Genomic DNA, 21,701 nt, shown 5'->3' on the forward strand with positions numbered 1-21,701 from the left:
CATGAACGCCGTCAATACGGTTTTTCCATGTCTGTCGCGCACGGGCTTTTTGTCGTTCGCGAAGGCCGTCGCCCGATTCATCGATAATGTCGGCTCTTTCAGCCGAAATACCCATCGAGCCCGATGCTCTCCAACTTGCTCGTCCAACTCGTCAACGGCCTGGCCGATGCCTGCGCGCTCTTTCTCGTCGCCTCCGGCCTGTCGCTGATATTCGGCGTCACGCGCATCGTCAACTTCGCGCACGGCTCGCTCTATATGCTCGGCGTCTATGTCGCATATAGCCTCACCAGCCGTTTCGGCGACAGCGTCGCGGGCTTCTGGGCGTCGGTCGCGGCAGCGGCGCTCGTCGTCGGCGCAATCGGCGCGGCGATCGAAGTGAGCGTGCTGAGGCGCATCTATCGCGCGCCCGAGCTGTTTCACCTGCTGGCCACGTTCGCGCTCGTGCTCGTCATTCGCGACGCCGCGCTCTATCTATGGGGACCGGAAGACCTCTTCGGCCCGCGCGCGCCGCATCTCGAAGGCGCCGTGCAATTGCTCGGGCATGCGCTGCCGGCCTACGATCTCGCGCTGATCGTCATCGGTCCGCTCGTGCTGCTCGCGCTCTGGTACGCGCTCACGCGCACGCGCTGGGGCACGCTCGTGCGCGCGGCGAGCGCGGATCGCGAAATGCTCGGCGCGCTCGGCGTCGATCAGGCGTGGCTTTTCACCGGCGTGTTCTTCGTCGGCGCGTTGCTCGCGGGACTGGGCGGCGCGCTGCAGGTGCCGCGCATGTCGGCGAATCTGTCGCTCGATCTGGAGACCATCGGCAACGCGTTCGTCGTCGTCGTGGTCGGCGGCATGGGTTCGATTCCGGGCGCGTTCGTCGCGGCGCTGCTGATCGCCGAAATCAAGACGATGTGCATCGGCATCGGCCATGTGTCGATCGCGGGCATCGACTTTTCGCTGTCGAAGTTCACGCTCGTCGCCGAGTTCGTCGTGATGGCCGTGGTGCTCGTGTTGCGGCCGTGGGGACTGTTCGGCCGCCCGCAAGCGATCGCGCGTTCGGCCGCGCCCGCCGATCAACCCTTGCGCGCCGCCACACGCAAGATGAAGATCGCGGCGGGCGCCGTCGTGATCGCGCTGGCGCTCGCGCCGCTTGCCGCCGACGCGTTTCCCTACATGCCGGTGCTCTTCGTCGAGATCATGATCGCGGTGTTGTTTGCCGCGAGCCTGCACTTCATCATGGGGCCGGGCGGCATGCATTCGTTCGGTCACGCGGCGTACTTCGGCCTCGGCGCGTATGGCGCGGCGCTCTTTCTCAAGGTCTTCGCGCTGCCGATGGAAGCGGCGCTCATACTCGGCCCGCTCATCGCGGGCATTGGCGCGATCGTGTTCGGCTGGTTCTGCGTGCGTCTGTCGGGCGTCTATCTGGCGATGCTCACGCTCGCGTTCGCGCAGATCGTCTGGTCCGTCGTCTTTCAATGGGATGCAGTGACGGGCGGCAGCAACGGCATATTGGGCATCTGGCCATCGCCGTGGCTCGCGTCGCCCGTCGCGTTCTATTACCTCACGCTGTTCTTCGCCGTGATCGGCGTGTGGCTGCTGCGGCGCATGCTGTTCTCGCCGCTCGGACTCGCGATGCGCGCGGGCCGCGATTCGCCGTTGCGCGCCGAAGCCATCGGCATGAACGTCGCGCGCGTGCAATGGGCGGCGTTCGTCGTCGCATCGCTCGTGTGCGGGCTCGCGGGTTCGCTCTATGCGTTCTCGAAAGGCAACATCTCGCCCGAGGCGATCAGCGTGGGCCGCTCCGTCGATGGCCTCGTGATGGTCCTGCTCGGCGGCATTCAGACGCTCGCCGGCCCCATCGTCGGGGCGAGCGTGTTCACCTGGCTTCAGGATACCGTCGCGCGTCAGACGGATTACTGGCAGGCGCTGCTCGGCGCGGCCATTCTCGTGCTCGTGATCGCGTTCCCGCAAGGCATCGCGGGCTTCGTGCGCGACCGTTTCGCGAAGGAGGCGCAATGACGCTGCTCTCCGTCGCGCATCTCTCGAAGTCGTTCGATGGCGTGCAGGCCGTCGACGATGTCTCCTTCGATCTCGAAGCCGGACAATTGCTCGCGCTGATCGGTCCGAACGGCGCGGGCAAATCGACATGCTTCAACATGATCAACGGGCAACTGAAGCCGGACGCGGGCGCGATTCGCTTCGACGGTCACGATATCGCCGGCATGCGTTCCCGCGATATCTGGCGTCTCGGCGTAGGCCGCACGTTCCAGATCGCCGCGACCTTCAATTCGATGACCGTGCTCGAAAACGTGCAGATGGCGCTGCTGTCGCGCGAGCGGCGCATCTATGGCCTGTTCAGGCGCGTCGCGTCATGGAAGGAAGAGGAAGCGCTGGCCTTGCTCGGTCTCGTCGGCATGACGGCGCATGCGCAACGCAGTTGCGCCGTGCTTGCCTATGGCGACGTGAAGCGCGTCGAGCTGGCGATCGCGCTTGCCCATGACCCGAAGCTCTTGTTGATGGACGAACCCACGGCAGGCATGGCGCCGCAGGAACGCAACGCGTTGATGTCGCTCACCGCGCGTCTCGCGAAGGAGCGCCATATCGGCGTGCTGTTCACCGAGCACAGCATGGACGTGGTGTTCTCGCACGCGGACAAGCTCATCGTGCTCGCGCGCGGCAAGCTCATTGCACAAGGCGACGCCGAAGCGATCCGCAACGATGCGCGCGTGCGCGAGGTCTATCTCGGCACGGGCGCATCGTTCGCGCCGTGCGCCGCCTTGCGCGCGGGAGCATCGTCATGACGCTGCTGAAAGTCGACGCGCTGAATGCGTTCTATGGCCGCGCGCAAATCCTGTTCGATGTCGGCTTCGAAGTCGGGCGCGGCGAAGTCGTCGCGCTGATGGGCCGCAACGGCGCGGGCAAGTCCACGACCATGAAGGCCGTGATGGGCCTGTTGCCGCGCATCGCGGGCACGGTATCGTTCATGGACGAGAACATCGCCGGCATGGCGCCGTATCGCATCGCGCGAAAAGGGTTGGGCTACGTGCCGGAAGATCGCCGCGTGTTCGGCGATCTGACGGTGATGGAAAATCTCGACACGGGCCGCCAGCCGCCGCGCGAGGGCGCACCGTCGTGGACGCCCGAGAAGCTCTTTCGCGTGTTCCCGAATCTCGGCGAAATGCGCGAGCGCCGCGCGAGCCGCATGAGCGGCGGCGAGCAGCAGATGCTCACGGTGTCGCGCACGCTGATGGGCAATCCGCGCCTCGTGCTGCTCGACGAGCCATCGGAAGGCGTCGCGCCCGTGATCGTCGAGCAGATGGCCGATATGATTCTCGAACTGAAGCGCGAAGGCCTCGCCATCCTGCTGTCGGAACAGAACCTGCATTTCGCGGAACTCGTCAGCGACCGCGTCTATGTGCTCGAAAAAGGCCAGATTCGCTACGAAGGCGCGATGAACGCGTTCGCACACGACGACGCCGCGCGCCGCGAATTCCTTGGCGTATGAAAGATCATCCAAACAGAGAGGACAGTACCCAATGACGTCAATGCGCTTCACCGTCGCCGCCATCGCAGCGAGCATGGCTTTCGCCGCGCACGCCGATACCATCAAGATCGGCGAGATCAATAGCTATAAAGTCGTGCCCGCATTCTTGACGCCGTACAAGAACGGCTGGAATCTCGCGCTCGACGAAATCAACGCGGCGGGCGGCGTCAACGGCAACAAGCTGGAAGTCATCTCGCGCGATGACAACGGCAATCCCGGCGATACCGTGCGCGTCGCGCAAGAGCTCGTCGCGCGCGAGCAGGTGAAGCTCTTGTTCGGCGGCTATCTGTCGAACACGGGTCTCGCGCTCGCGGACTACGCGAAGCAGCGGCGCATCTTCTTCCTCGCGGCCGAACCGCTCACCGACAAGATCGTCTGGCAGGACGGCAACAAGTACACGTACCGGCTGCGGCCATCGACTTACATGCAGGTCGCGATGCTCGTGCCCGAAGCCGCGAAGCTCAAGAAGAAGCGCTGGGCGCTGGTCTATCCGAACTACGAGTACGGACAGTCGGCGGTGGCGACGTTCAAGCGCTTGTTGAAGGCGGCGCAGCCGGATGTCGAGTTCGTGATGGAGCAGGCCACGCCGCTCAACAACATCGATGCGGGCGCGGTCACGCAGGCGCTCGCCGACGCGAAGCCCGACGCCATCTTCAACGTGCTTTTCAGCGCGGACCTCGGCAAGTTCGTGCGCGAAGGCAATACGCGCGGCCTGTTCAAGGATCGCGCGGTTGTGTCGCTCTTGACCGGCGAGCCGGATTATCTCGATCCGCTCGGCAAGGAAGCGCCGGTCGGCTGGATCGTGACGGGTTATCCGTGGTATGCGATCGAGACGCCCGAGAACAAGAAATTCGTCGCCGCGTATCAGGCGAAGTATCACGACTATCCGCGCCTGGGCTCGGTCGTCGGCTATGCGGCGATGATGTCGCTCGCCAACGGCCTGAAGAAAGCCGGCTCGCCCGACCCGGACAAGCTCGCCGCCGCATTCAAGGGCTTGCAGGTCGATACGCCGTTCGGTCCGATCACGTATCGCAAGCAGGACAATCAATCGACGATGGGCGCGTATGTCGGCGTGACGGGCCAGAAAGACGGCAAAGGCGTGATGACGACGTTCCGTTATGTCGATGGCGCGAGCGTGCAGCCATCGGACGAGGAAGTGAAGAAACTGCGTCCCGCCGATTAACCCTTGGGGAAGGGCTTGCTGACGAACTTCGATCCGGCAAGCCCGAAGCGCCACGGCACGTCGATCGCTTTCGTAAGGCCGATGCGCGGGCCGACCGCGATCGGAAAGTCCTGTTCCGGCGGCTCGATCTCGAACGGCGCTTCCAGCAGCGACATGCCATTTTGCTTGTGCGTGATGCCGAGCGCCTGCGCGAGACGGCCCGGCCCTGAGCATAAAAGCCTGAGCGGCTCCATCCCGCGCCGCTCGCGCATCAGATCGATGCCGACAAGCGGCTCGATCGCGCGAATCAGCACGCCCGCGCCGTGACCGGCCTCGCGGCACACGAAATTCAGGCACCAGTGAATGCCGTATGAGCGGTAGACGTAGGCGTGCGCGGGCGGCCCGAACATTGCTGCGTTGCGCGGTGTCGGCCCGGAAAACGTGTGCGACGCGGGATCTTCGCGATCGTACGCTTCCGTTTCGACGATGCGGCCGCCGACACCGTCGAAGGTCACGATCGCCCCGATCAGGCGTTGCGCGACTTCTTCGGACGGCGCGTAAAAATCGATGGGTTTGGGTTTCCTGTTCACAGGCGGTATTCTAGCCGCGCCCTCGCCGCCGCATCGAAACCCAACGATCAGGAGACGCCGAAATGAACACGTCGTGGTTTCTCAAGTTCTCGAATGCGCTCGCGCAGATCGCGGGCCGCGCATCGACTTTCATGATTGCGGTCGCGCTCGTGGTCGTCTGGGGCCTCTCCGGACCGTTCTTTCATTTCAGCGACACGTGGCAGCTCGTCATCAATACGTCGACGACTATCGTCACGTTTTTAATGGTCTTCCTGATTCAAAACACGCAAAACCGCGACACCGCCGCGATGCAGATCAAGCTCGACGAGCTCATCCGCGCGATGGACAAGGCGCATAACGCATTGCTCGATCTCGAAGAGCTCGACGAAAAGGAACTCGCGGTGTTTCGCAAGCGCTATGAGAAGCTCGCGCAAGAGGCGCGCGATAACTTTCGGTCGGCGAGCAGCGATATTGAAATGCCCGTTTTCCCAAATAGCGATAAGCGCAAAGACTAAGAACCCTTAACAAAATGAACGAAGGGGCTGTTAACCCTCGATGAATCCTGTTAACCTTTTCATTGTTTCGACGGTGAAAAGGACATGGCCAAGCCGCTACTCGACGACGACCTTTGGGCACTCATCGAACAGTTGCTGCCCCCTCCGAAGCCACGCCGGGCCCGTTATCCGGGGCGCAAGCCGCTCGACAATCGTGCGGTGCTCACCGGCATTCTCTTCGTCTTACAGACAGGCCTGCGTTGGGACCTACTCCCTCGCGAGATGGGCTGCGGCAGCGGCATGAGTTGCTGGCGTCGCCTGCGGGACTGGCAGGCGGCAGGCGTCTGGGAGCAACTGCACGAGGTGCTGCTTGGGCGACTGCGTGCAGCTGACCGAATCGACTGGTCTCGCGTCATCGTCGATTCCTCTTCAATCCGCGCTGTGGGCTCAGGTCAAAAACAGGACCGAATCCCACAGACCGCGCGCGACCCGGTTCAAAGCACCACCTCATCACCGAAGCGCAGGGCATCCCGCTCGCGGTGATACTGACCGGCGCCAACCGCAACGACGTCACTCAACTTCAAGCGCTGGTCGAGGCCATCCCGCCTATCAGCGGCAAGCGTGGCAGACCACTGTCAAAGCCTCGGGTCGTTCAAGGCGACAGAGGCTACGACCACGACAAATATCGACGTCCACTGCATGCCGCCGGCATTGCAACCGAAATCGCTCGGCGCGGTCAGCCCCACGGTAGCGGATTAGGCAAAACACGCTGGGTTGTGGAGCGGACCATCTCGTGGCTTCACAACTTCCGCAGACTGCGCATCCGCTTCGAACGGCTCGCTTTCATCCACGAGGCCTTCATGAAAATCGCTTGCTGCATCATATGCTGGCGACACCTGCAAAAGTCATTCTGTTAACGCCTCTAAGTCTGCATGGTATGCATCGATTTAAAACGTGGCGCAAAGTGCGTGACAAAGGTCAGCAAAGGAATGTAAGCTTGGGGTTTCGCCGGCCATAGCCCTTCACGAGGCTGCTAGACACTCCCTTTCCGGATGCGGTTCCCTAAGCAGCCGCAAACGTTTTCGCCAACACGCGCTAAAGAAACGAAAAGCATTTTTTGCGCGGCCGGGCTCTCCGGAAAAAAGCGAAAAAGAAAAATTCCACCCTCTAAAGTTTTTCGAATTCCTGCCGACAAGGGCACGCGCACAGGTTTTTTAAAGCGCTAACAGAGGCCATTTCCGGCCTTTAATTCGCGAAGTTATTTCTTTCCGAAATGGCTAGGATGTGTCCTGCCCGGTATTCCTTTTGCCGGGTCCACACCTACCTAAACCTTGAAGGAAAGAAAAATGCGCAAACTGATGAAGGCATTCGTGCGCGACGAGCGCGGCGTCAGCGCAATGGAATATGCGGTGCTCGCCGGCATCGTCGTGCTGGCGCTGGGCGCGATGGCCGGCGCGTTCAACACCAGCATCACGACGATGTTCAGCGACCTGTTCGCCAAGGTCTCGACGGCGCAGAACAAGGCCAACTAATCGTCGTTCGTTCCTTGCGCGGGCGTTCGAATACCGACTCAAGGCACACACCGCCCGCACTCAAAAAAAACCAGACCATCGTGCAGCTCCTGTCTCTTGGCATCCGTCTGATCGTGCTCTGCGTGCTGCTCTGGCTCGCGGTCATCGACGTGCGCTCCCGCCGTTTGCCGACCAGAATCGTACTGGTCATCGGGGCGCTCTTCTTTGCCGACGCGCTCGCGCGCCGCATGCCGCTCGACGATGTCATCGTGCATCTGCTGCTCGCCATTGGCGTGTTCCTGTTCTGCGCCGTGCTGTTCGCGGCCAAGATGCTGGGCGGAGGCGATGCAAAACTCGCCTCCGTGATTTTTCTCTGGGCCGGCCTCGCCTTGTCGCTGCCGGCTCTGACTTTGATTTCCGTGATCGGGACCGTCGTGTCGCTGATCAGTCTCGCGACGCGCGCCATGAATCCCGTTCAGCGCTTCATGCCGATGAGGGCGCTCGCGATGTTTTCCGGGGCGCGCGGCGTGCCCTACGGCGTCGCCCTCGCGCTCGGCGGCGGCATCGTGATCGTGCTGCCGGCGCTCATGCCTTTCATTGCGATCCGCTAGGACGTCGCGCTCATGTCCAACATCATCAAATTCGCCGTGCTGCTGGTTGGCGCCTTGCTCATCGCGCTCATCGTGCGCGTGGTGGTCGCGAGCGCTTCGCGCCCGGCCGATCACCCCGTTACTTCGGAGAAGGTGCAGGTGAGCGCCGCCGAATTGCCGCAAGGCCTCCTGCTGCGCGACGAAGACCTCGCGTGGAAGTCGGTGCCCGCATCGCAGGTGCCGCCGAATGCGATCGTTTCAGGCGCGCAGAACGCCGTCGATATCAAGGGCGCGCTGTTGCGTCATCCGGTCGAAAGCGGTGCGGTGCTCACGTCCGCCGATGTCATCCTGCCGAGCGCGCCGGGCTTTCTCGCCGCCACGCTCAAGCCCGACATGCGCGCCGTGTCAGTCGCCGTGGACGACGTGTCCGGCAACGCGGGTCTCATTCAGCCGGGCGATTACGTCGATCTGCTTCTGACGCAGCAAATGGATCGCCGCACCGATTCCCCGGACCTCGCCGTGTCGAGCGAAACCGTGGTCGAGCATGTGCGCGTGCTGGCTGTCGGCTCGGAGATCAAGCGGCCGAAGATTACGGGCGACGTGGCCGAAGCGATCTCGCGCGCCCGCACCGTGACGCTCGAAGTGACGCCGCGCATGGGCGAAGTGGTCGCGGTGGCGGCGCGTCTCGGCTCGCTGTCGCTCGCGCTGCGCAGCTTCGCGACCGATACGCGCGGTCCGGGCGCGACGGCTGCCGCTGCCGCCGCGGCGTCGTCGGCGCAGCGCACGCCGATTTGGGCCGGCGACATCTCGCGCGCGGTGCGCGATCTGCCGCGCCAGCGGCCCGCGCAGGCCGTCGCGATGGCGCGCGCGCCTGCGCCCGCGCGTCCGGTCGCGATCTATCGCGGCTCGGAGAAGAGCGAAACATCGAATATCGCGCAGCTCGGCGGATCGTCGGATGGCGCGCCGCCGCTGCCGAGCGTGCCGCCGGGCCGATGAACGTCCAGCGCACCGCGCAGTGATGCGGCAAACAGCAGCAGCAACCCGTCGCGGCAGCACAGTACCGCCAGGATCGAAACTCATGAGAACGCAGTTGGACTTCGGCAGCATCGAAAGGCGGGGCGCGCAAATCGCGCTCGCGTGCGCGGGCATGCTGCTGGCATGGTCCGTGGACGCGGCGCAGCCGGTCATGCCCGCGAAGGCGCAGAACCTGATGGCCGCTCAGGCCGCGCAGCCTCGCGCGCACAACGCTGCGCTCGCGGCGCCGAATCGCGCGGTTGCGCCGGCCGTCGAGATGGCACAGGGCGCGCTCACGCTCGACGCGGGCAAGGGCACGATGCTGCGTCTGCCGGAAGACGCCACGTCGGTGTTCGTCGCCGATCCGTCGGTCGCGGACGTCCACGTGCCGTCGCCGAAAACCGTGTTCGTGCTCGGCAAGAAGACCGGCACGACGACGCTCTACGTGCTCGGCCCGAACAACAAGACGCTCCTGCAGCGCACGGTGGTCGTCGCGCGCGACATGACGGCGCTGCGCAACATGCTCCTCACGCGCTTTCCGAATCTGAACGTGCAGGCGACCACGGGCCAGGGCTCGCTGCTCGTCTCCGGCCAGGTGCCGAATGCGTCGGACGCCGATGCCATCGTGCAGGCCGTGACACCCTTTCTCGCGGACAAGGAAGTGCTGATCAACCGCCTGACGGTGGATCGCCCGCTTCAGGTGCAACTGCGCGTGCGCATCACCGAAGTGGACCGCAACGTGACGCAGCAGCTCGGCATCAACTGGCAGGCGCTCGGCAGCTCGGGCAACTGGCTCGGCGGTCTCTTCAGCGGCCGCGCGATCCAGAACCTGAATCAGCCGATCGCGAACGGCAGCGGCGGCGTGACCTATCCGTTCAATCTCGCGGCCAACAATGCGTTCTCGTTTCTGGCCGGTTTCAGGACGGGCAACACGGACATTCGCGCGCTCATCGACGCGCTGAATCAGGAAGGCCTGCTCACCGTGCTGGCCGAGCCGAATCTGGTCGCCATGTCCGGCCAGACCGCGAGCTTTCTTGCGGGCGGCGAGTTTCCGATTCCGGTCTCGCAGACCAACGGCGCGATTTCGGTCGAGTTCAAGCAGTTCGGCGTCAAGCTCGATTTCACGCCGACCGTGCTGAACGAGCGCCGCATCAGCCTGAAAGTGCGCCCCGAAGTGAGCCAGATCGATACGACCGCGAGCGTGACGACCGGCGGCGTGACCGTGCCGGGCCTGTCGGTGCGCCGCGCCGATACGACCGTCGAGCTTGCGAGCGGGCAGAGCTTCGCGATCGGCGGGCTCTTGCAGAGCAACACGACGGACATCGTTTCGCAGGTGCCCGGCATCGGCTCGATTCCGGTGCTCGGCAAGCTGTTCTCGTCGTCGAACTATCAGAACAACAAGACCGAGCTCGTCATCATGGTGACGCCGTATCTCGTCGAGCCAACCGACTCCGCGAAGCTGCGCTCGCCGCTCGATTCGCTGATCTCGCCGTCGAGCGATGTCGAATACAGCTTCCAGCGCAAGGCGGGCCAGTCCAACGCCGCGCAGCCATCCGCATCCGAACCGCGTCTCGTAGGCGCGGCGGGCTACGTCTATTGAGCGCCAGGCCATGAAACACGCACGTCATCTCATGTTCGCGGCGCTCGTCGCCTTCGCATTCGGCGCGACCGGCTGCTTCCAGCCGCCGCGCAACATGCCCAACGATACGGTGATCGGCTATGACGGCCAGGATGCGATCGCGCCCGATTGCGATTCGCTCACGCGTTCGTCGCTGCTGACCGACGCGGGCCGCCGCCGCCCGGCGATGCAATGGGGCTGCGCGACCTATACGAACCTCGCGGCGCAACTCGCGCGTCCGGCCGATATCGTCGCGCCGCAGACGCTCGGCCCGGCGAACGGCGCGACGGCGGCGAGCGCGATCCGCCGCTACGAAACCGGCCACGTGACGCCGCTCGACACGAGCACGTCGCGCGAAGCGAAGTAGCGCCCTTAAAGACGGACATCATGAGCACAACAGAGATCAGTTTCTTCAAGGGCAAGCAGGGCGTGCGCATCGCGGATTTCATCGCGTTCGTGGCGGACCGCAAGACCGAGCAGGTGTTGAAGAGCTTCGTGCTCGAACAGGCGATGCCGCACGTGCACGTCGCTGTCGGCAACATGGACGACGCGATCGCGCATCTGTCGAAGATCGAGCGCTCGCCGCTCTTTCTGCTCGTCGATCTCGAAGGTTCGGTGATGCCGCTCTCGGACCTCGGCCGCCTGGCCGAAGTGTGCGAGCCGTCGGTGCAGGTCGTCGCGATCGGCGAGCGCAACGACGTCGGCCTGTTCCGCAGCCTGCTCAAGATCGGCGTGCGCGACTATCTCGTGAAGCCGCTGACGGTCGAGCTGCTCAAGCGCACCGTCAACGTGTCCGAGGGCAAGGTGAGCCCGGTGACGCTGGCGCGCGCGGGCAAGACCATTGCGTTCGCGGGTGCGCGCGGCGGCGTCGGCGTGACGACGCTCGCGCTCAATCTCGCGCGCCACCTCGCGGAAGACACGCACCGGCGTGTCGCCTATGTCGATCTGACGCTGTGCGGCGGCGCGGCCAACAGCATGCTCGGCACGCAGAGCAACAACGGTCTCGTCGATGTGCTGCAGAACGTGCATCGGCTCGATCCGCAATACGTGGAGCGCACGCTCGTCGCGAACGGCAGCCGTCTGTTCGTGCTCTCGGCGGACCTCGACTACGGCACGGTGAAGCAGTTCGAGCCCGGCGCGCTGCGCCGCGTGGTCGAGCTGCTGTGCGACAGTTTCCACTACGTGATTCTCGATATCGGCGACCCGAACGACGCGCTCGCGGCCGAAGCGTTCGATCACGCGTCGCGCGTCTATCTTGTCGCGGACCGCTCGGTGCATTCGACGCGCGAAACCATTCGCATGCTGCGCTATATCGAAGACCGCGACAGCAATCCGCCGACGTCTGTGCTGCTCAACAATCCGAACGCCGCGACTGCGGGCAAGGTGCAGGAAGCCGACTTCATGACGGCACTGGGCCGCACCGTGCTGCACGAAGTGCAGTTCGAGCCGAAGATGCTAGCGACCGCCGAGAACCTCGGCGAAGCGCCGCGCGAACGCGGTCAGAACAATTTCATGCAGGCCATCGGGCGCATCGCCAACGATCTGACCGGACAGCACGCCGCCGTCGAGCGCACGTTCCTCTCCCGGCTCAAGCTCAGGAGGGCGTGATGTTCGGGCAAAAGCAGGTGCCCGCCACGCCGCCGTCCGGTCTCGAGGACGGCGCGCCGCCGCAAGGCGAGGCGCCGCCGCTCGCGCTGGTCGAAAAGCCGGCTGCCGCGCCGCCCGCGCCTGTGCGCCCGCAGCCCGGCGACGGCAACGAAGCGCTGGTGCGCTCCGATCTCTTCAGGACGATCCGCACGGGCGTATTCGCCGCGATGAATCCATCGGCCGCGGTCGGCAAGACGCGCGAGCAGATGAAGCCCGCCGTCGAGGCGCTCGTGCTCGATGTCGCGGAGCGCGAACGCCTAAATGTCACGATTTCGGAGCAGGTGCAGATCGTCGGCGAACTGCTGAACGACATGTTCGGCTTAGGCCCGATCGAACCCTTGCTCGCCGATGAAACCATCACCGACGTGCTCGTCAACGGACCCGATCAGGTGTGGGTCGAGCGGCACGGGCGGCTGGAGCTGACGAACTGCAAGTTCCGCGACAACGCGCATGTGATCAACGTTGCCCAGCGCATTGCGGCTGGCGTCGGGCGGCGCGTCGACGAAAGCAGCCCGATGGTCGATGCGCGCCTCGCCGACGGCAGCCGCGTCAACGTCGTGCTGCCGCCGCTCGCGATTCACGGCGCGTCCATCTCCATCCGCAAGTTCTCGAAGCGCAACATCACGCTGCACCGCATGTCGCAGCAGGGCAATCTGTCGTCCGCGATGGCCACCGTGCTCAAGCTCGCGAGCACCTGCCGGCTGAATATCATCGTGTCGGGCGGCACGGGCTCGGGCAAGACCACGCTGCTCAATGCGCTGTCGCACTTCATCGGGCACGGCGAGCGCACGGTGACGATCGAGGACGCGGCCGAACTGCAACTCGTGCAGCCGCACGTCGTGAGTCTCGAAACGCGGCCCGAAAACGCCGAAGGCCTCGGCGCGGTGACGCAGCGCGACCTCGTGCGCAATGCGCTGCGGATGCGCCCGGACCGCATCATTCTCGGCGAAACGCGCGGCGCGGAAGCCTTCGACGTGCTCCAGGCGATGAACACCGGCCACGACGGCTCGATGACCACCATCCACGCGAACACGCCGCGCGACGGCATCACGCGTCTCGAAAGCATGGTGATGATGGCCAACGGCAATCTGCCGCTCTTGTCGATCCGCCGCCAGATCGCGAGCGCGGTGCATCTGATCGTGCAGATCGAGCGCATGCGCGACGGCATGCGGCGCGTCACGCGCGTGACCGAACTGGTCGGCATGGAAGGCGACGTCATCATCACGCAGGATCTGTTCACGTTCCGCTACGACGCGAGCGCGTACAGCGAGGAAGTGAAGGGCGTGTTCGAAACCGGGGCCGTGCGTCCGGCGTTTGCGCAGCGCGCGCTTTACTACGGTCTCGAAGACGCGCTGCTGGAGGCGATGAAGCCATGAGCCTCGTCAATCTGGTGACGTTCGCTGCGTTCGCGTGCGTGCTGCTCGCCGGCGTGATGATCGTGATCCTGCAGGATATGCGCGACAACCAGCCGCCGTCGCGCATCCGTCAGCGCATGCAGAAGTCGTTCACGCCGCAGGGCGCGCACGCGGCGCAGGCGAACAAGCTCGATCTCGACATCTTTCATGTGAACCGCAAGGACAACGCGCTCACGCGCTGGACCGGGCCGCGTCTCGCGCGCCTGCGCACCGTCGCGGGCGCGAACGGCCTGCGCATCGTGATCGTCGCGGCGCTGGCGGGCGAGCTCGTCGCCGTGCCGATGAACGCCTTCGCGCCGATGCCCGATTTCGCGCGGCCGCTCGTCATCGCCGGCTTGCCGATTCTCGCGCTCGTGCAGGCGTATCGCTTTCTGGTCGAGCGCTTTCGCAAGCGCTTTCTCGACGGCTTTCCCGATGTCATCGACCTGATCGTGCGCGCCGTGCGCGCGGGCGTGCCGGTCACGCAGGTGATCGGCTCGGCGGCGAGCGAGTGCCCCGAACCGCTGAAAAGCCAGTTTCAGTTGATGGCCGATTCGCTGCAGGTGGGCCTCGATCTCGACGAAGTGCTCACGGTCGCGATGCGCCGCATCGAAATCGCGGACTTCTCGTTCTTCTGCGTGTGCCTGCTGTTGCAGCGCGAAACCGGCGGGCAGCTCGGCGAGACGCTCGAAAACCTCTCGGGCATCGTGCGCACGCGGCGCGAAATTCGCCAGAAGACCAAGGCGCTGACCGGCGAGGCGCGCATCACGACGAAGATTCTCGCCGCGATTCCCGTGATCATCATGCTGTCGATGTACATGCTCAACCGCTCCTATCTGATGGTGCTGTTCAACACCGAGTCCGGCCAGAACCTGCTGACGTTCGGCGCGGTGTCCATCGTCATGGGCCTGATCGTGATCGGCAAGATGTCGAAGCTCGATACCTCGCGATGACACCGAACAACGTCGAAACCCTCATCAATCTGCTGATGCTGCTCGGGCTGCTCGCCGCGCTCGCGGTGTGGTGGGCGCACAAGCACGGCGGCAAGCGCGGGCGCATTGCGGAGCGGGCGCGCATGGCCGCGGCCACGCATCGCTTCGAAAGCGCGGCGGCCGACGACGGCGGCGAGAACACGCCGCGCACCGAACGCATCCTGCGGCGGCTCGCGCGCATCGGCGACAAGATTCCGCTCTTCGACGCGAAGTATCGCCTGAAGCTGCAAAAGGAAATGATCAAGAGCGGCTACCGCAGCCATCTCGCGGTGTCGATCCTGCTCGCGGTGAAGTTCTTCTGCGGGCTCGCCTGCGCCGCCGCGACCGTGATGCTCGGCTCGCGCATTCCGATGATCGGCGCGCATCCGGCGGGGCGCGGCATCGCCATGCTGATGGTGTTCATCGTCGGGATGATCGTGCCTGAGTACGTCGTCGCGTTCAAGGCGTCGCGCCGCCGCAAGGCGATGGCCGCGTGCCTGCCCGACGCGCTCGATCTGCTCGTCATCTGCACGAACGCGGGTAACAGTCTCGGTGTGTCGATCCGGCGCGTGGCCGACGAGCTGAAGACGATCTGCCCGCCGCTCTCCGACGAGTTCTCGCTCGCCGCCGACGAGCTCAAGCTTTCCGGCGACAGCACGCGCGCGCTCAACAACCTCGCCGAACGCATCGACCTGCCTTCGATCCGCGCGCTGATCTCCACGCTCACGCAGTCGATGCGCTACGGCACGCCCATCACGCAGGCGCTGCGCACGCTGTCGCGCACCGAGCGTGTCGCGCACATCGTGTCGCTCGAAGAGAAGGCCGCGAAACTCGCGCCGAAGATGGTCGTGCCGATGATGCTGTTCATTCTCCCCGCGATCATCGCGATCGCCGCAGGGCCTGCCGTTATTCAGTTGCTTGCGTTCATCGCGGGAAATTCGAAATGAAGTCATCCATCCGACGTATCGCGCAAATCGCCTGCGCCGCCGCTTTTGTGTTCGCCGCGGCGGGCTGCACGACGAGCGTGCGCCAGGTCACCGACACGCGCCCCGTGCTGCGCAACTCCGCGCCGAGCACGATGAGCGAGCTGCGCATTGCCGACACGGCGCTCGAATCGAACAATTTCGATCTCGCGACCTCGCTGTACGAAAAGGCCGTGCAGGCCGATCCGAAGTCCGTGCCGGGCCTGACGGGACTCGGCAACACGCTGTACGCCGTGGGCGACTACACGCGCGCGGGCGTCTACTATCAGCGCGCGAGCCAGATCGATCCGAAGGCGACGCCGCCGCTCATCGGCATCGCGCGCGTGGCGATTCATCAGCGCCGTTTCGACGACGCCATCGCCGCGTATCATCGCGTGCTCGCGATCAGGCCGAACGATCCGCTCGCGTGCGCGGGCCTTGGCGCGGCGCTCGATCTTTCGGGCGACCACGTACACGCGCAGGCGCTGCTGCGCGAAGCGCTGAACGCCAATCCGGGCGATCCGATGCTCTCGGTGAATCTCGGCCTGTCGCTCACGCTCGCGGGCGATCCGCGCCAGGGCGCGAACGTGCTGCTCGACGTGACGCGCTTTCCCGCCGCGCCCCCACAGGCACGCCAGAATCTCGCGCTCGCCTACGGCCTGCTCGGCAACGACGACGCAGCCGCGGCGATTCTGTCGCGCGATCTCCCGAAGGCGTCGGTGCAGGACAACCTGCGCTTCTACGCGCTGCAGCGCGCGCGCGACGGCCAGAGCGCGCAGCCGGCGAAGGGCGTCGCCGTATCGGCGATCGCGGCGCCCAGGGTTCAGACGGCGAGCGTGAAGTGACGATGCGCGCGCTCTCGCCGACCGCGGGCGGCTTCTTCCGGCGTTTCGCGCGCGACGAACGCGGCCTATCGGCGATCGAGTTCGCGCTCGTGGGGCCGCTGGTCTTCATCCTGATCCTCGGCACGGTGGAAGTCGCGCTCGACATGATCGTCGACGCCTCCGTGCAATTCGCCGCGCAGCAGGCCTCGCGCGCCGGTCTGACGACCGTGGTGCCGTCGAACGTCACGCGCGATGCGCAGGCGCGGCAGATCATCAACGACATCCTCGGCGGCTGGACGAGGATGGGCGGCACCGTGGACATCACCACGCGCGCTTACAGCACCTACAACGACCTCGGCAGCAGCAACTATCAGGAATCGATGGGCGGCTTCGGCGACGTGGTCACGTACAACATCACGGTGACGATCCCGACTTTCTCCGGCATCCCGAAGCTGTTCGGCTTCGAGACGCTGACCTTCCAGCGCAACTATCTCGTGCAGAACGAAAAATGACGTCCGCGAACGGCACTCTGGGATCGGCATTCATGACGGCGGTCACGCGCCGCGCGCGGCATGCGGCGCGGCGGCTCGCGCGCTCGGATCGCGGCGCGGTGACGATCGAATTCGTGATCGTCGTGCCGCTCATGCTGCTCGTGCTGCTCGGCTTCACCGAACTGTATCTGTACATGCGCGCGGTGAGCCTCGTCGAGCACACGGCGTTCACGCTCGCGGATTCGATCGGCCAGATGAGCAACGTGATCGACGACAGCACCGACAAGACCAATGCGAACAGCCTCGCGTCGATCTATGCGGCGGCGGTGATGCTCGCATCGCCGAATCAGCTCGATACGAAAGGCGGCGTCGTCATTTCGTCGATCTGCGACAGCACCGTCAATTGCACCTGCAAGTCGGTGTTCAATCCGACGCAGGCGCCGGGCACCCCGACGCTGCTGTGGCAGGCGAAGCCGACGTGGCAGGCCAGCGGACTGACGTCGACCGTCACGAAGACGAGCCCGACGCCATCGAACTGGCCGTTCTGGAACGGCGACTCGGCCGTGGCGGTCGAGGTGTTCTACAACTACACGCCGTTCTCGCTCACCGCGCCGTTCTGGAAAACGGCGCCCGTCGCGACGACCATCCGCGAGCGCGTTTACGTGCGGCCGCGCAACGGACAGGTGCTCGCACTCAACAACACGAAAACAGGCGCGCTATGCGAAACCGCCCCGATCAATTGAGCGCGCGCGGCACGCGCGCACTGCTGCGCGGCGACGAAGGCGCCGTCACGATGGTGTTCGCGGTCTGCGCGAGCCTCATGATCGGCACGATGTGCATGGCGATCGACGCGATCCACTACGAGATGACGCAGGCGCGCATGCAGATGGCGCTCGACGTTGCGACGCTCTCGGCGGGCGCGGATCTCGCGCACTACGACACCACCAAGCCCGCCGACCTCGCGCAGTGGCAGAAGGATGCGCGCGCCTATTACGACGTCAACATGCCCACGGGCTACATGGCGCTGAATCTGCGCGCTTCGGACTTCACGTCGCAGGTGTCGGGCGCGCCCGCGACGGGTCAGACCATCAAGCTCTCGGCGACGGGCACGATGCCGCTGATCGCGCCGGTCATCTTCAGCAACAGGACGTCGCAGGACGGCTCGGGCGGCAGCAGCGGCGGGCAGAATCCAGCGAACCCGGAGACGGCGAACGTGAGCGCGAGCAACGCGGCGCTGCGCCTGCCCAAAAGCACGCTCGAACTCGTGATGGTGCTCGATAACACGGGCTCGATGTCTGACTACGCCAACAGCAAGGACCATACGCAGGGCACGAAGATCACCGGTCTGCGTCTCGCGGCGCAGAACCTCGTGACCAGTCTTTTCTCGGTGACGGGCAACGACTCGTATGTCGGTCTCGTGCCGTTCACGACGATGGTCAACGTGAAAAAGGCGCTGCTGCCCTCCGGCAAGTGGCTGTCGCAGACGTTTTCGTACAACGACCAGCACATGTCCATGGCGACGAGCCCGAACTGGCGCGGCTCGGGCTGGGGCGGCTGCGCGGTCGAGCCGCGCGACGCGCAGAAGTACCTGCATGCGGACTCGTACCAGCCGGCCTCTTCGCCGGGCTTCACGCCGTTTTATTACAACGTGCCGAAGAATGGCTTCTCGGTCTATTCATACACGACCACCACCTCCAAGAGCGGCACGACCACCTGCAAGATTTCCAATAGCCCGACGCTGACGGTTGGCGCGCCGCTGACGTATCTCCGAAGCGGTAGCGTGACCACGTCGTGCAAAACGACGTTTTCGGGCAAGACGCCGCCGGCGATCTACGACCAGTGGTATGTCAACACCAGCTCGACTTCGACGACCACCTACGACCAGAACGGCAACACCAACTTCGGCACCAACGGACCGTGCAACATCGCGCCGGCGCTGTTCCTGAGCAAGGACAAGACCGCGCTCACGAACGCCATCTCGAACATGCAGGCGGCCGGCTCGACGCTCATTCCGACAGGCCTGCTGTGGGGCTGGCGCATGCTCGAATCGGCCTGGTCGGACAATGTGGCGGGCACGGGCAACGGTTTCATCTCGACCGATACGAGCCTGCCGCGCCCCGAGACGACGCAGGGCTTGCAGCGCGTGGTCATCGTGCTGTCGGACGGGCAGAACGATCCGGGCGGCGCGACGGGCATCATGCCGCCCCAGGCGTTCAACGGACTCTCGGGCGTGGGCAACGCCGACCTGCTCGCCTATAACGTGCGGCGCGCGGACGATGGCTCCCTGCTCACGTCGCCGGACCGGCCAGGCTCGATGGGCGAGGTCGTCGATCTCAACGCCTTCCAACTCGCGGTGTGCTCGGCCATGAAGCAGGACGGCATCGTCATTTATTCGATCACGTTCGGCGACTACGGCGACGATCCGGGCAAAGCGCAGGCGACGATGCAGAGCTGCGCGAGCCCGGGCAACTACTATCACGCGCCGAGCAACGCGACGCTCAATCAGATCTTCCAGCAGATCGCGGGCAACCTCGGTGTGCTGCGCCTGACGCAGTAAGGGTTTGCGGCCGAGGCGGGCACGCACGTTGCTCGCCTCTTCAGGGCAAGTTCACTTCATACGGAGGTCTGACATGCCCGAAAAGAAAACCCTCGAACGCGCGTCCAGGGCCAAGCGCGAAGGCAAGTCCGCAAGCACGCAAGCCGGCGCATTCGTGAAGGAGCAGATCGATCACATCCGTGAGGGCAAGCACGGCGCGAAGTCGGCGAAGCAGGCCATCGCGATCGGGCTGTCCGAGGCGCGGCGCTCGGGCGTGAAGATGAAGCCGCCTAAGAAGGGCGCGGCGTCCGAGGCGACGCGCAAGAAGGCCGCGCAGGATACGAAGGCCGCGCATCGCACGAAGAAGAGTCCGAGCACCGAGTCGAAGGCCAAACGCTCGGCAACGTCCACGCGCGTGCTCAAGCGCGAAAGCACGAAGGCGGCTTCGCACAAGTCGCTGTCGCGGCAGTCGCATGCGGCGGCGAGCCGGCGTTCGGCGGCCGATCGCTCGGCCGCGGCGAAGAAAGGCTGGGCGACGCGCCGCGCGAACGCGGCTGCCGGGTCGAAGGGCTCACGTACGCGTCACGCGTCGCGCTGAGCGGGAAGTATCCGGGAGAACGAGACGGCCATCGTCGCGAGTTCCTGCGCCGCGGGCGTGAGCGGTACGCCCGCGCGGCGCAGCAGGCACACCGGCGTTGTGGCGGCGCGTTCGGCGACCGGTACGATCTCGACGTGCTCGCGAAAGAACGGATGCCCCGCGAGGCTCGCGGGCTCGAGGCCGAGATAGTCGCTCGACGCGATGCAATGGAGCGTGTCAAAGACCGCTTCGGTCGTCGCGGCGACGCGTGGCGGCGCGAGTTTCGCATGGTCGAAGAGAGCCGACAGCTTGTTGCCCGCCGCGCCGCCGCCGCGCTGCCGCGTGCTGACCCATTCGGCTTCTCTCAGCGCTGCCAGCGTGCGCGAGCGCGCCAGCGGATGACCGCGCCGCGCGATCACCGCAACTTCCGAATCGAAAAGCGGCACCGTGTCCATGTCGTGGATATCGGCGTCGGGGGCGATCAGCGCGAGCGCGAAGTCGAGACTGCCGTTGCGCACCCATGACGTCAGCATGCGCGACGTCGCGCTTGTCAGGTGCACGTCGATGCGCGGGCAGCGTTCCCGATAGCTCGCGAGCAGCGCGGGAAAAAGCCGCAGGGTCGCTTCGGCGGCGAGCCCGAGCGACACGCGGCCCGTCAGCTCGCCGCGCAACTGGCGCATCTCCTCTTCGGTCTTCCTGCATTCACCGAGAATCAGCTCGGCGCGCACGCGCAGCCGCTCGCCGATGGGCGTGAGGCGCGCGCCGCGCACGTCGCGTTCGAAGAGCGGCCCGCCCGCCTGCGCTTCGAGCTTGTGCAACTGCTGCGTGACGCCGCTCTGCGCGACATCGAGACGGCGTGCGGCGGCGCGCACGCTGCCCGCATCGGCGACGGCGACGAACATGCGCAACTGCGTCAGAGTCAGGTCCACGTCGGCGTTCGGTCGAATGATCTCGAAAAATGATCATGATAAGCAAAACGGCTCTTTTTGCGAGCGTTTCGCGCTCGTACCATCGGTGTCAAATTTCGGAGACACCGTGTTCATGTTCAAACCCAAAGCTCTCTTCATCGCCGCCGCGCTGATCGCCGCCGCGTCCGTTCACGCGAAAGACGCCGATACGCTGCGCCTTGGCATCGACCCCGGTTATCCGCCGATGGACGTGAAAACGCCCGACGGCCATGTCGCGGGCTTCGACGTCGATCTCGGCGATGAAATCTGCCGCCGCATCGCGATGCGCTGTCAGTGGGTCGAGCTGGAGTTTTCGGGGATGATTCCCGCGCTTCAGGCCCGCAAGATCGACGGGATCATGTCGTCGATGGCGATCACCGACAAGCGCATGAAGCAGATCGCGTTTTCCAGCAAGCTCTTTCAGTTCCGCTCGCGTCTGCTCGCGAAGCAGGGCGCGCCGCTCACCGCGACGGCGCAGGGCTTGCGCGGAAAGCGCATCGGCGTGCAGAGCGGCAGCCAGTTTGAAACCTATGCGATGAAGAACTGGCAGCCGGGCGGCGTCGAAATCGTCGCGTACCAGAGCATGGACGGCGTGCTGAACGACCTGAGCGCGGGGCGCATCGATGCGGCGCTGCTCGGCTCGGTGGAAGCGGAGCACGGCTTTCTGAAGACGCCGCGCGGCGCGGGTTTCGCGTTCGTCGGCGAGCCGCTTTCGATGGGCGATCACGGCGTCGGCATGGGCTTGCGCCAGGACGACACGGCGCTCAAGGCCAAGGTCGACAAAGCCGTGACCGACATGCGCGCCGACGGCACGTACCAGAAGATCGCGCGCAAGTATTTCGACTTCGACGTGTACGGCGACTGA

Annotated in this window: 23 protein-coding genes; 21 read left to right on the forward strand and 2 right to left on the reverse strand. The window is 65.0% G+C overall.

Translation table 11 applies throughout. The features are described 5' to 3' along the window. Nucleotides 1-123 precede the first annotated feature (123 nt). From LY284_RS17155 to LY284_RS17170, 4 genes are read left to right on the forward strand one after another with little or no spacing between them, the layout of a single operon-like run. Entirely contained in the window at nucleotides 124-2,004 is a 1,881-nt protein-coding gene (locus LY284_RS17155; protein ID WP_233387399.1) for an ABC transporter permease, read from the forward strand. Next, nucleotides 2,001-2,786 carry an ABC transporter ATP-binding protein gene (locus tag LY284_RS17160; protein WP_233387400.1) on the forward strand — a complete coding sequence of 262 codons (786 nt, stop codon included), beginning with the start codon at nucleotides 2,001-2,003 and terminating at the stop codon, nucleotides 2,784-2,786. Before LY284_RS17155 ends, LY284_RS17160 begins: the two co-directional genes overlap by 4 nt. Next, entirely contained in the window at nucleotides 2,783-3,490 is a 708-nt protein-coding gene (locus LY284_RS17165) for an ABC transporter ATP-binding protein (protein ID WP_053569064.1), read from the forward strand. Before LY284_RS17160 ends, LY284_RS17165 begins: the two co-directional genes overlap by 4 nt. A 31-nt stretch (nucleotides 3,491-3,521) precedes the next feature. Continuing rightward, nucleotides 3,522-4,712, forward strand: a complete 1,191-nt coding sequence (locus tag LY284_RS17170; RefSeq protein WP_233387401.1) for an ABC transporter substrate-binding protein — start codon at nucleotides 3,522-3,524, stop codon at nucleotides 4,710-4,712. On the opposite strand, the gene LY284_RS17175 is transcribed toward LY284_RS17170, so the two are convergent. Beyond that, complete coding sequence (locus tag LY284_RS17175; RefSeq protein ID WP_083746854.1) at nucleotides 4,709-5,281, reverse strand: DNA-3-methyladenine glycosylase; 573 nt, start codon at nucleotides 5,279-5,281, stop codon at nucleotides 4,709-4,711. The two genes, LY284_RS17170 and LY284_RS17175, sit on opposite strands and share 4 nt — an antisense overlap. A 62-nt stretch (nucleotides 5,282-5,343) precedes the next feature. Here LY284_RS17175 and LY284_RS17180 point away from each other — a divergent pair, with 62 nt between their 5' ends. The 16 genes from LY284_RS17180 to LY284_RS17255 all read left to right on the forward strand — a co-directional run bounded on the left by LY284_RS17180 (nucleotide 5,344) and on the right by LY284_RS17255 (nucleotide 19,910). After that, nucleotides 5,344-5,775 (forward strand): low affinity iron permease family protein, encoded by a 432-nt coding sequence (locus LY284_RS17180; protein ID WP_233387402.1) that lies wholly within the window; start codon nucleotides 5,344-5,346, stop codon nucleotides 5,773-5,775. 84 nt (nucleotides 5,776-5,859) lie between these two features. Then, nucleotides 5,860-6,671, forward strand: a protein-coding gene (locus LY284_RS17185) for an IS5 family transposase (protein ID WP_233387403.1) whose coding sequence is annotated in 2 segments (ribosomal slippage) — nucleotides 5,860-6,208 and nucleotides 6,208-6,671 — 813 coding nt in all. Because the reading frame shifts where the segments join, the coding sequence is not laid out codon by codon here. Nucleotides 6,672-7,100: 429 nt separating this feature from the next. Then, entirely contained in the window at nucleotides 7,101-7,286 is a 186-nt protein-coding gene (locus tag LY284_RS17190) for a Flp family type IVb pilin (protein ID WP_077159074.1), read from the forward strand. 80 nt (nucleotides 7,287-7,366) lie between these two features. Next, on the forward strand, nucleotides 7,367-7,876 hold the full coding sequence (locus LY284_RS17195) for a prepilin peptidase (protein ID WP_077159075.1): 510 nt from the start codon (nucleotides 7,367-7,369) through the stop codon (nucleotides 7,874-7,876). 12 nt (nucleotides 7,877-7,888) lie between these two features. Continuing rightward, a complete protein-coding gene (gene cpaB, locus LY284_RS17200; protein ID WP_077158300.1) occupies nucleotides 7,889-8,851 on the forward strand; it encodes a Flp pilus assembly protein CpaB in 963 nt (320 codons plus the stop codon). 190 nt (nucleotides 8,852-9,041) lie between these two features. Continuing rightward, the gene (locus LY284_RS17205) at nucleotides 9,042-10,469 is read left to right on the forward strand and encodes a type II and III secretion system protein family protein (protein WP_375294289.1); all 1,428 of its coding nucleotides are present in this window, start codon (nucleotides 9,042-9,044) and stop codon (nucleotides 10,467-10,469) included. Nucleotides 10,470-10,479: 10 nt separating this feature from the next. Then, nucleotides 10,480-10,854, forward strand: a complete 375-nt coding sequence (locus tag LY284_RS17210) for a CpaD family pilus assembly lipoprotein (protein WP_077158302.1) — start codon at nucleotides 10,480-10,482, stop codon at nucleotides 10,852-10,854. Nucleotides 10,855-10,874: 20 nt separating this feature from the next. Then, nucleotides 10,875-12,095, forward strand: a complete 1,221-nt coding sequence (locus LY284_RS17215) for an AAA family ATPase (protein WP_233387404.1) — start codon at nucleotides 10,875-10,877, stop codon at nucleotides 12,093-12,095. After that, on the forward strand, nucleotides 12,095-13,510 hold the full coding sequence (locus LY284_RS17220) for a CpaF family protein (protein WP_233387405.1): 1,416 nt from the start codon (nucleotides 12,095-12,097) through the stop codon (nucleotides 13,508-13,510). The genes LY284_RS17215 and LY284_RS17220 overlap by 1 nt, the downstream gene beginning before the upstream one ends. After that, entirely contained in the window at nucleotides 13,507-14,481 is a 975-nt protein-coding gene (locus tag LY284_RS17225) for a type II secretion system F family protein (RefSeq protein ID WP_233387406.1), read from the forward strand. The genes LY284_RS17220 and LY284_RS17225 overlap by 4 nt, the downstream gene beginning before the upstream one ends. After that, nucleotides 14,478-15,446, forward strand: a complete 969-nt coding sequence (locus LY284_RS17230) for a type II secretion system F family protein (protein WP_233387407.1) — start codon at nucleotides 14,478-14,480, stop codon at nucleotides 15,444-15,446. The genes LY284_RS17225 and LY284_RS17230 overlap by 4 nt, the downstream gene beginning before the upstream one ends. After that, nucleotides 15,443-16,306 carry a tetratricopeptide repeat protein gene (locus tag LY284_RS17235; protein WP_233387408.1) on the forward strand — a complete coding sequence of 288 codons (864 nt, stop codon included), beginning with the start codon at nucleotides 15,443-15,445 and terminating at the stop codon, nucleotides 16,304-16,306. Before LY284_RS17230 ends, LY284_RS17235 begins: the two co-directional genes overlap by 4 nt. A gap of 2 nt (nucleotides 16,307-16,308) precedes the next feature. Further along, nucleotides 16,309-16,797, forward strand: coding sequence for a TadE/TadG family type IV pilus assembly protein (locus LY284_RS17240; RefSeq protein ID WP_233388355.1), 489 nt, complete (start codon nucleotides 16,309-16,311; stop codon nucleotides 16,795-16,797). Beyond that, nucleotides 16,794-17,519 carry a TadE/TadG family type IV pilus assembly protein gene (locus LY284_RS17245; protein ID WP_233387409.1) on the forward strand — a complete coding sequence of 242 codons (726 nt, stop codon included), beginning with the start codon at nucleotides 16,794-16,796 and terminating at the stop codon, nucleotides 17,517-17,519. Before LY284_RS17240 ends, LY284_RS17245 begins: the two co-directional genes overlap by 4 nt. Further along, nucleotides 17,495-19,333, forward strand: coding sequence for a TadE/TadG family type IV pilus assembly protein (locus tag LY284_RS17250; RefSeq protein WP_233387410.1), 1,839 nt, complete (start codon nucleotides 17,495-17,497; stop codon nucleotides 19,331-19,333). Before LY284_RS17245 ends, LY284_RS17250 begins: the two co-directional genes overlap by 25 nt. 73 nt (nucleotides 19,334-19,406) lie before the next feature. Further along, nucleotides 19,407-19,910: a DUF6496 domain-containing protein gene (locus tag LY284_RS17255; RefSeq protein WP_233387411.1), complete on the forward strand. Its 504-nt coding sequence runs from the start codon at nucleotides 19,407-19,409 to the stop codon at nucleotides 19,908-19,910. On the opposite strand, the gene LY284_RS17260 is transcribed toward LY284_RS17255, so the two are convergent. Further along, a complete protein-coding gene (locus LY284_RS17260; protein WP_233387412.1) occupies nucleotides 19,895-20,818 on the reverse strand; it encodes a LysR family transcriptional regulator in 924 nt (307 codons plus the stop codon). The genes LY284_RS17255 and LY284_RS17260 overlap by 16 nt on opposite strands. A 112-nt stretch (nucleotides 20,819-20,930) precedes the next feature. On the opposite strand from LY284_RS17260, the gene LY284_RS17265 reads away from it, so the two are divergent. Further along, nucleotides 20,931-21,701: a transporter substrate-binding domain-containing protein gene (locus tag LY284_RS17265; RefSeq protein WP_233387413.1), complete on the forward strand. Its 771-nt coding sequence runs from the start codon at nucleotides 20,931-20,933 to the stop codon at nucleotides 21,699-21,701.

Origin of the sequence: Caballeronia sp. PC1 (assembly GCF_021353155.1) — a bacterium.
Lineage (GTDB): Bacteria > Pseudomonadota > Gammaproteobacteria > Burkholderiales > Burkholderiaceae > Caballeronia > Caballeronia cordobensis.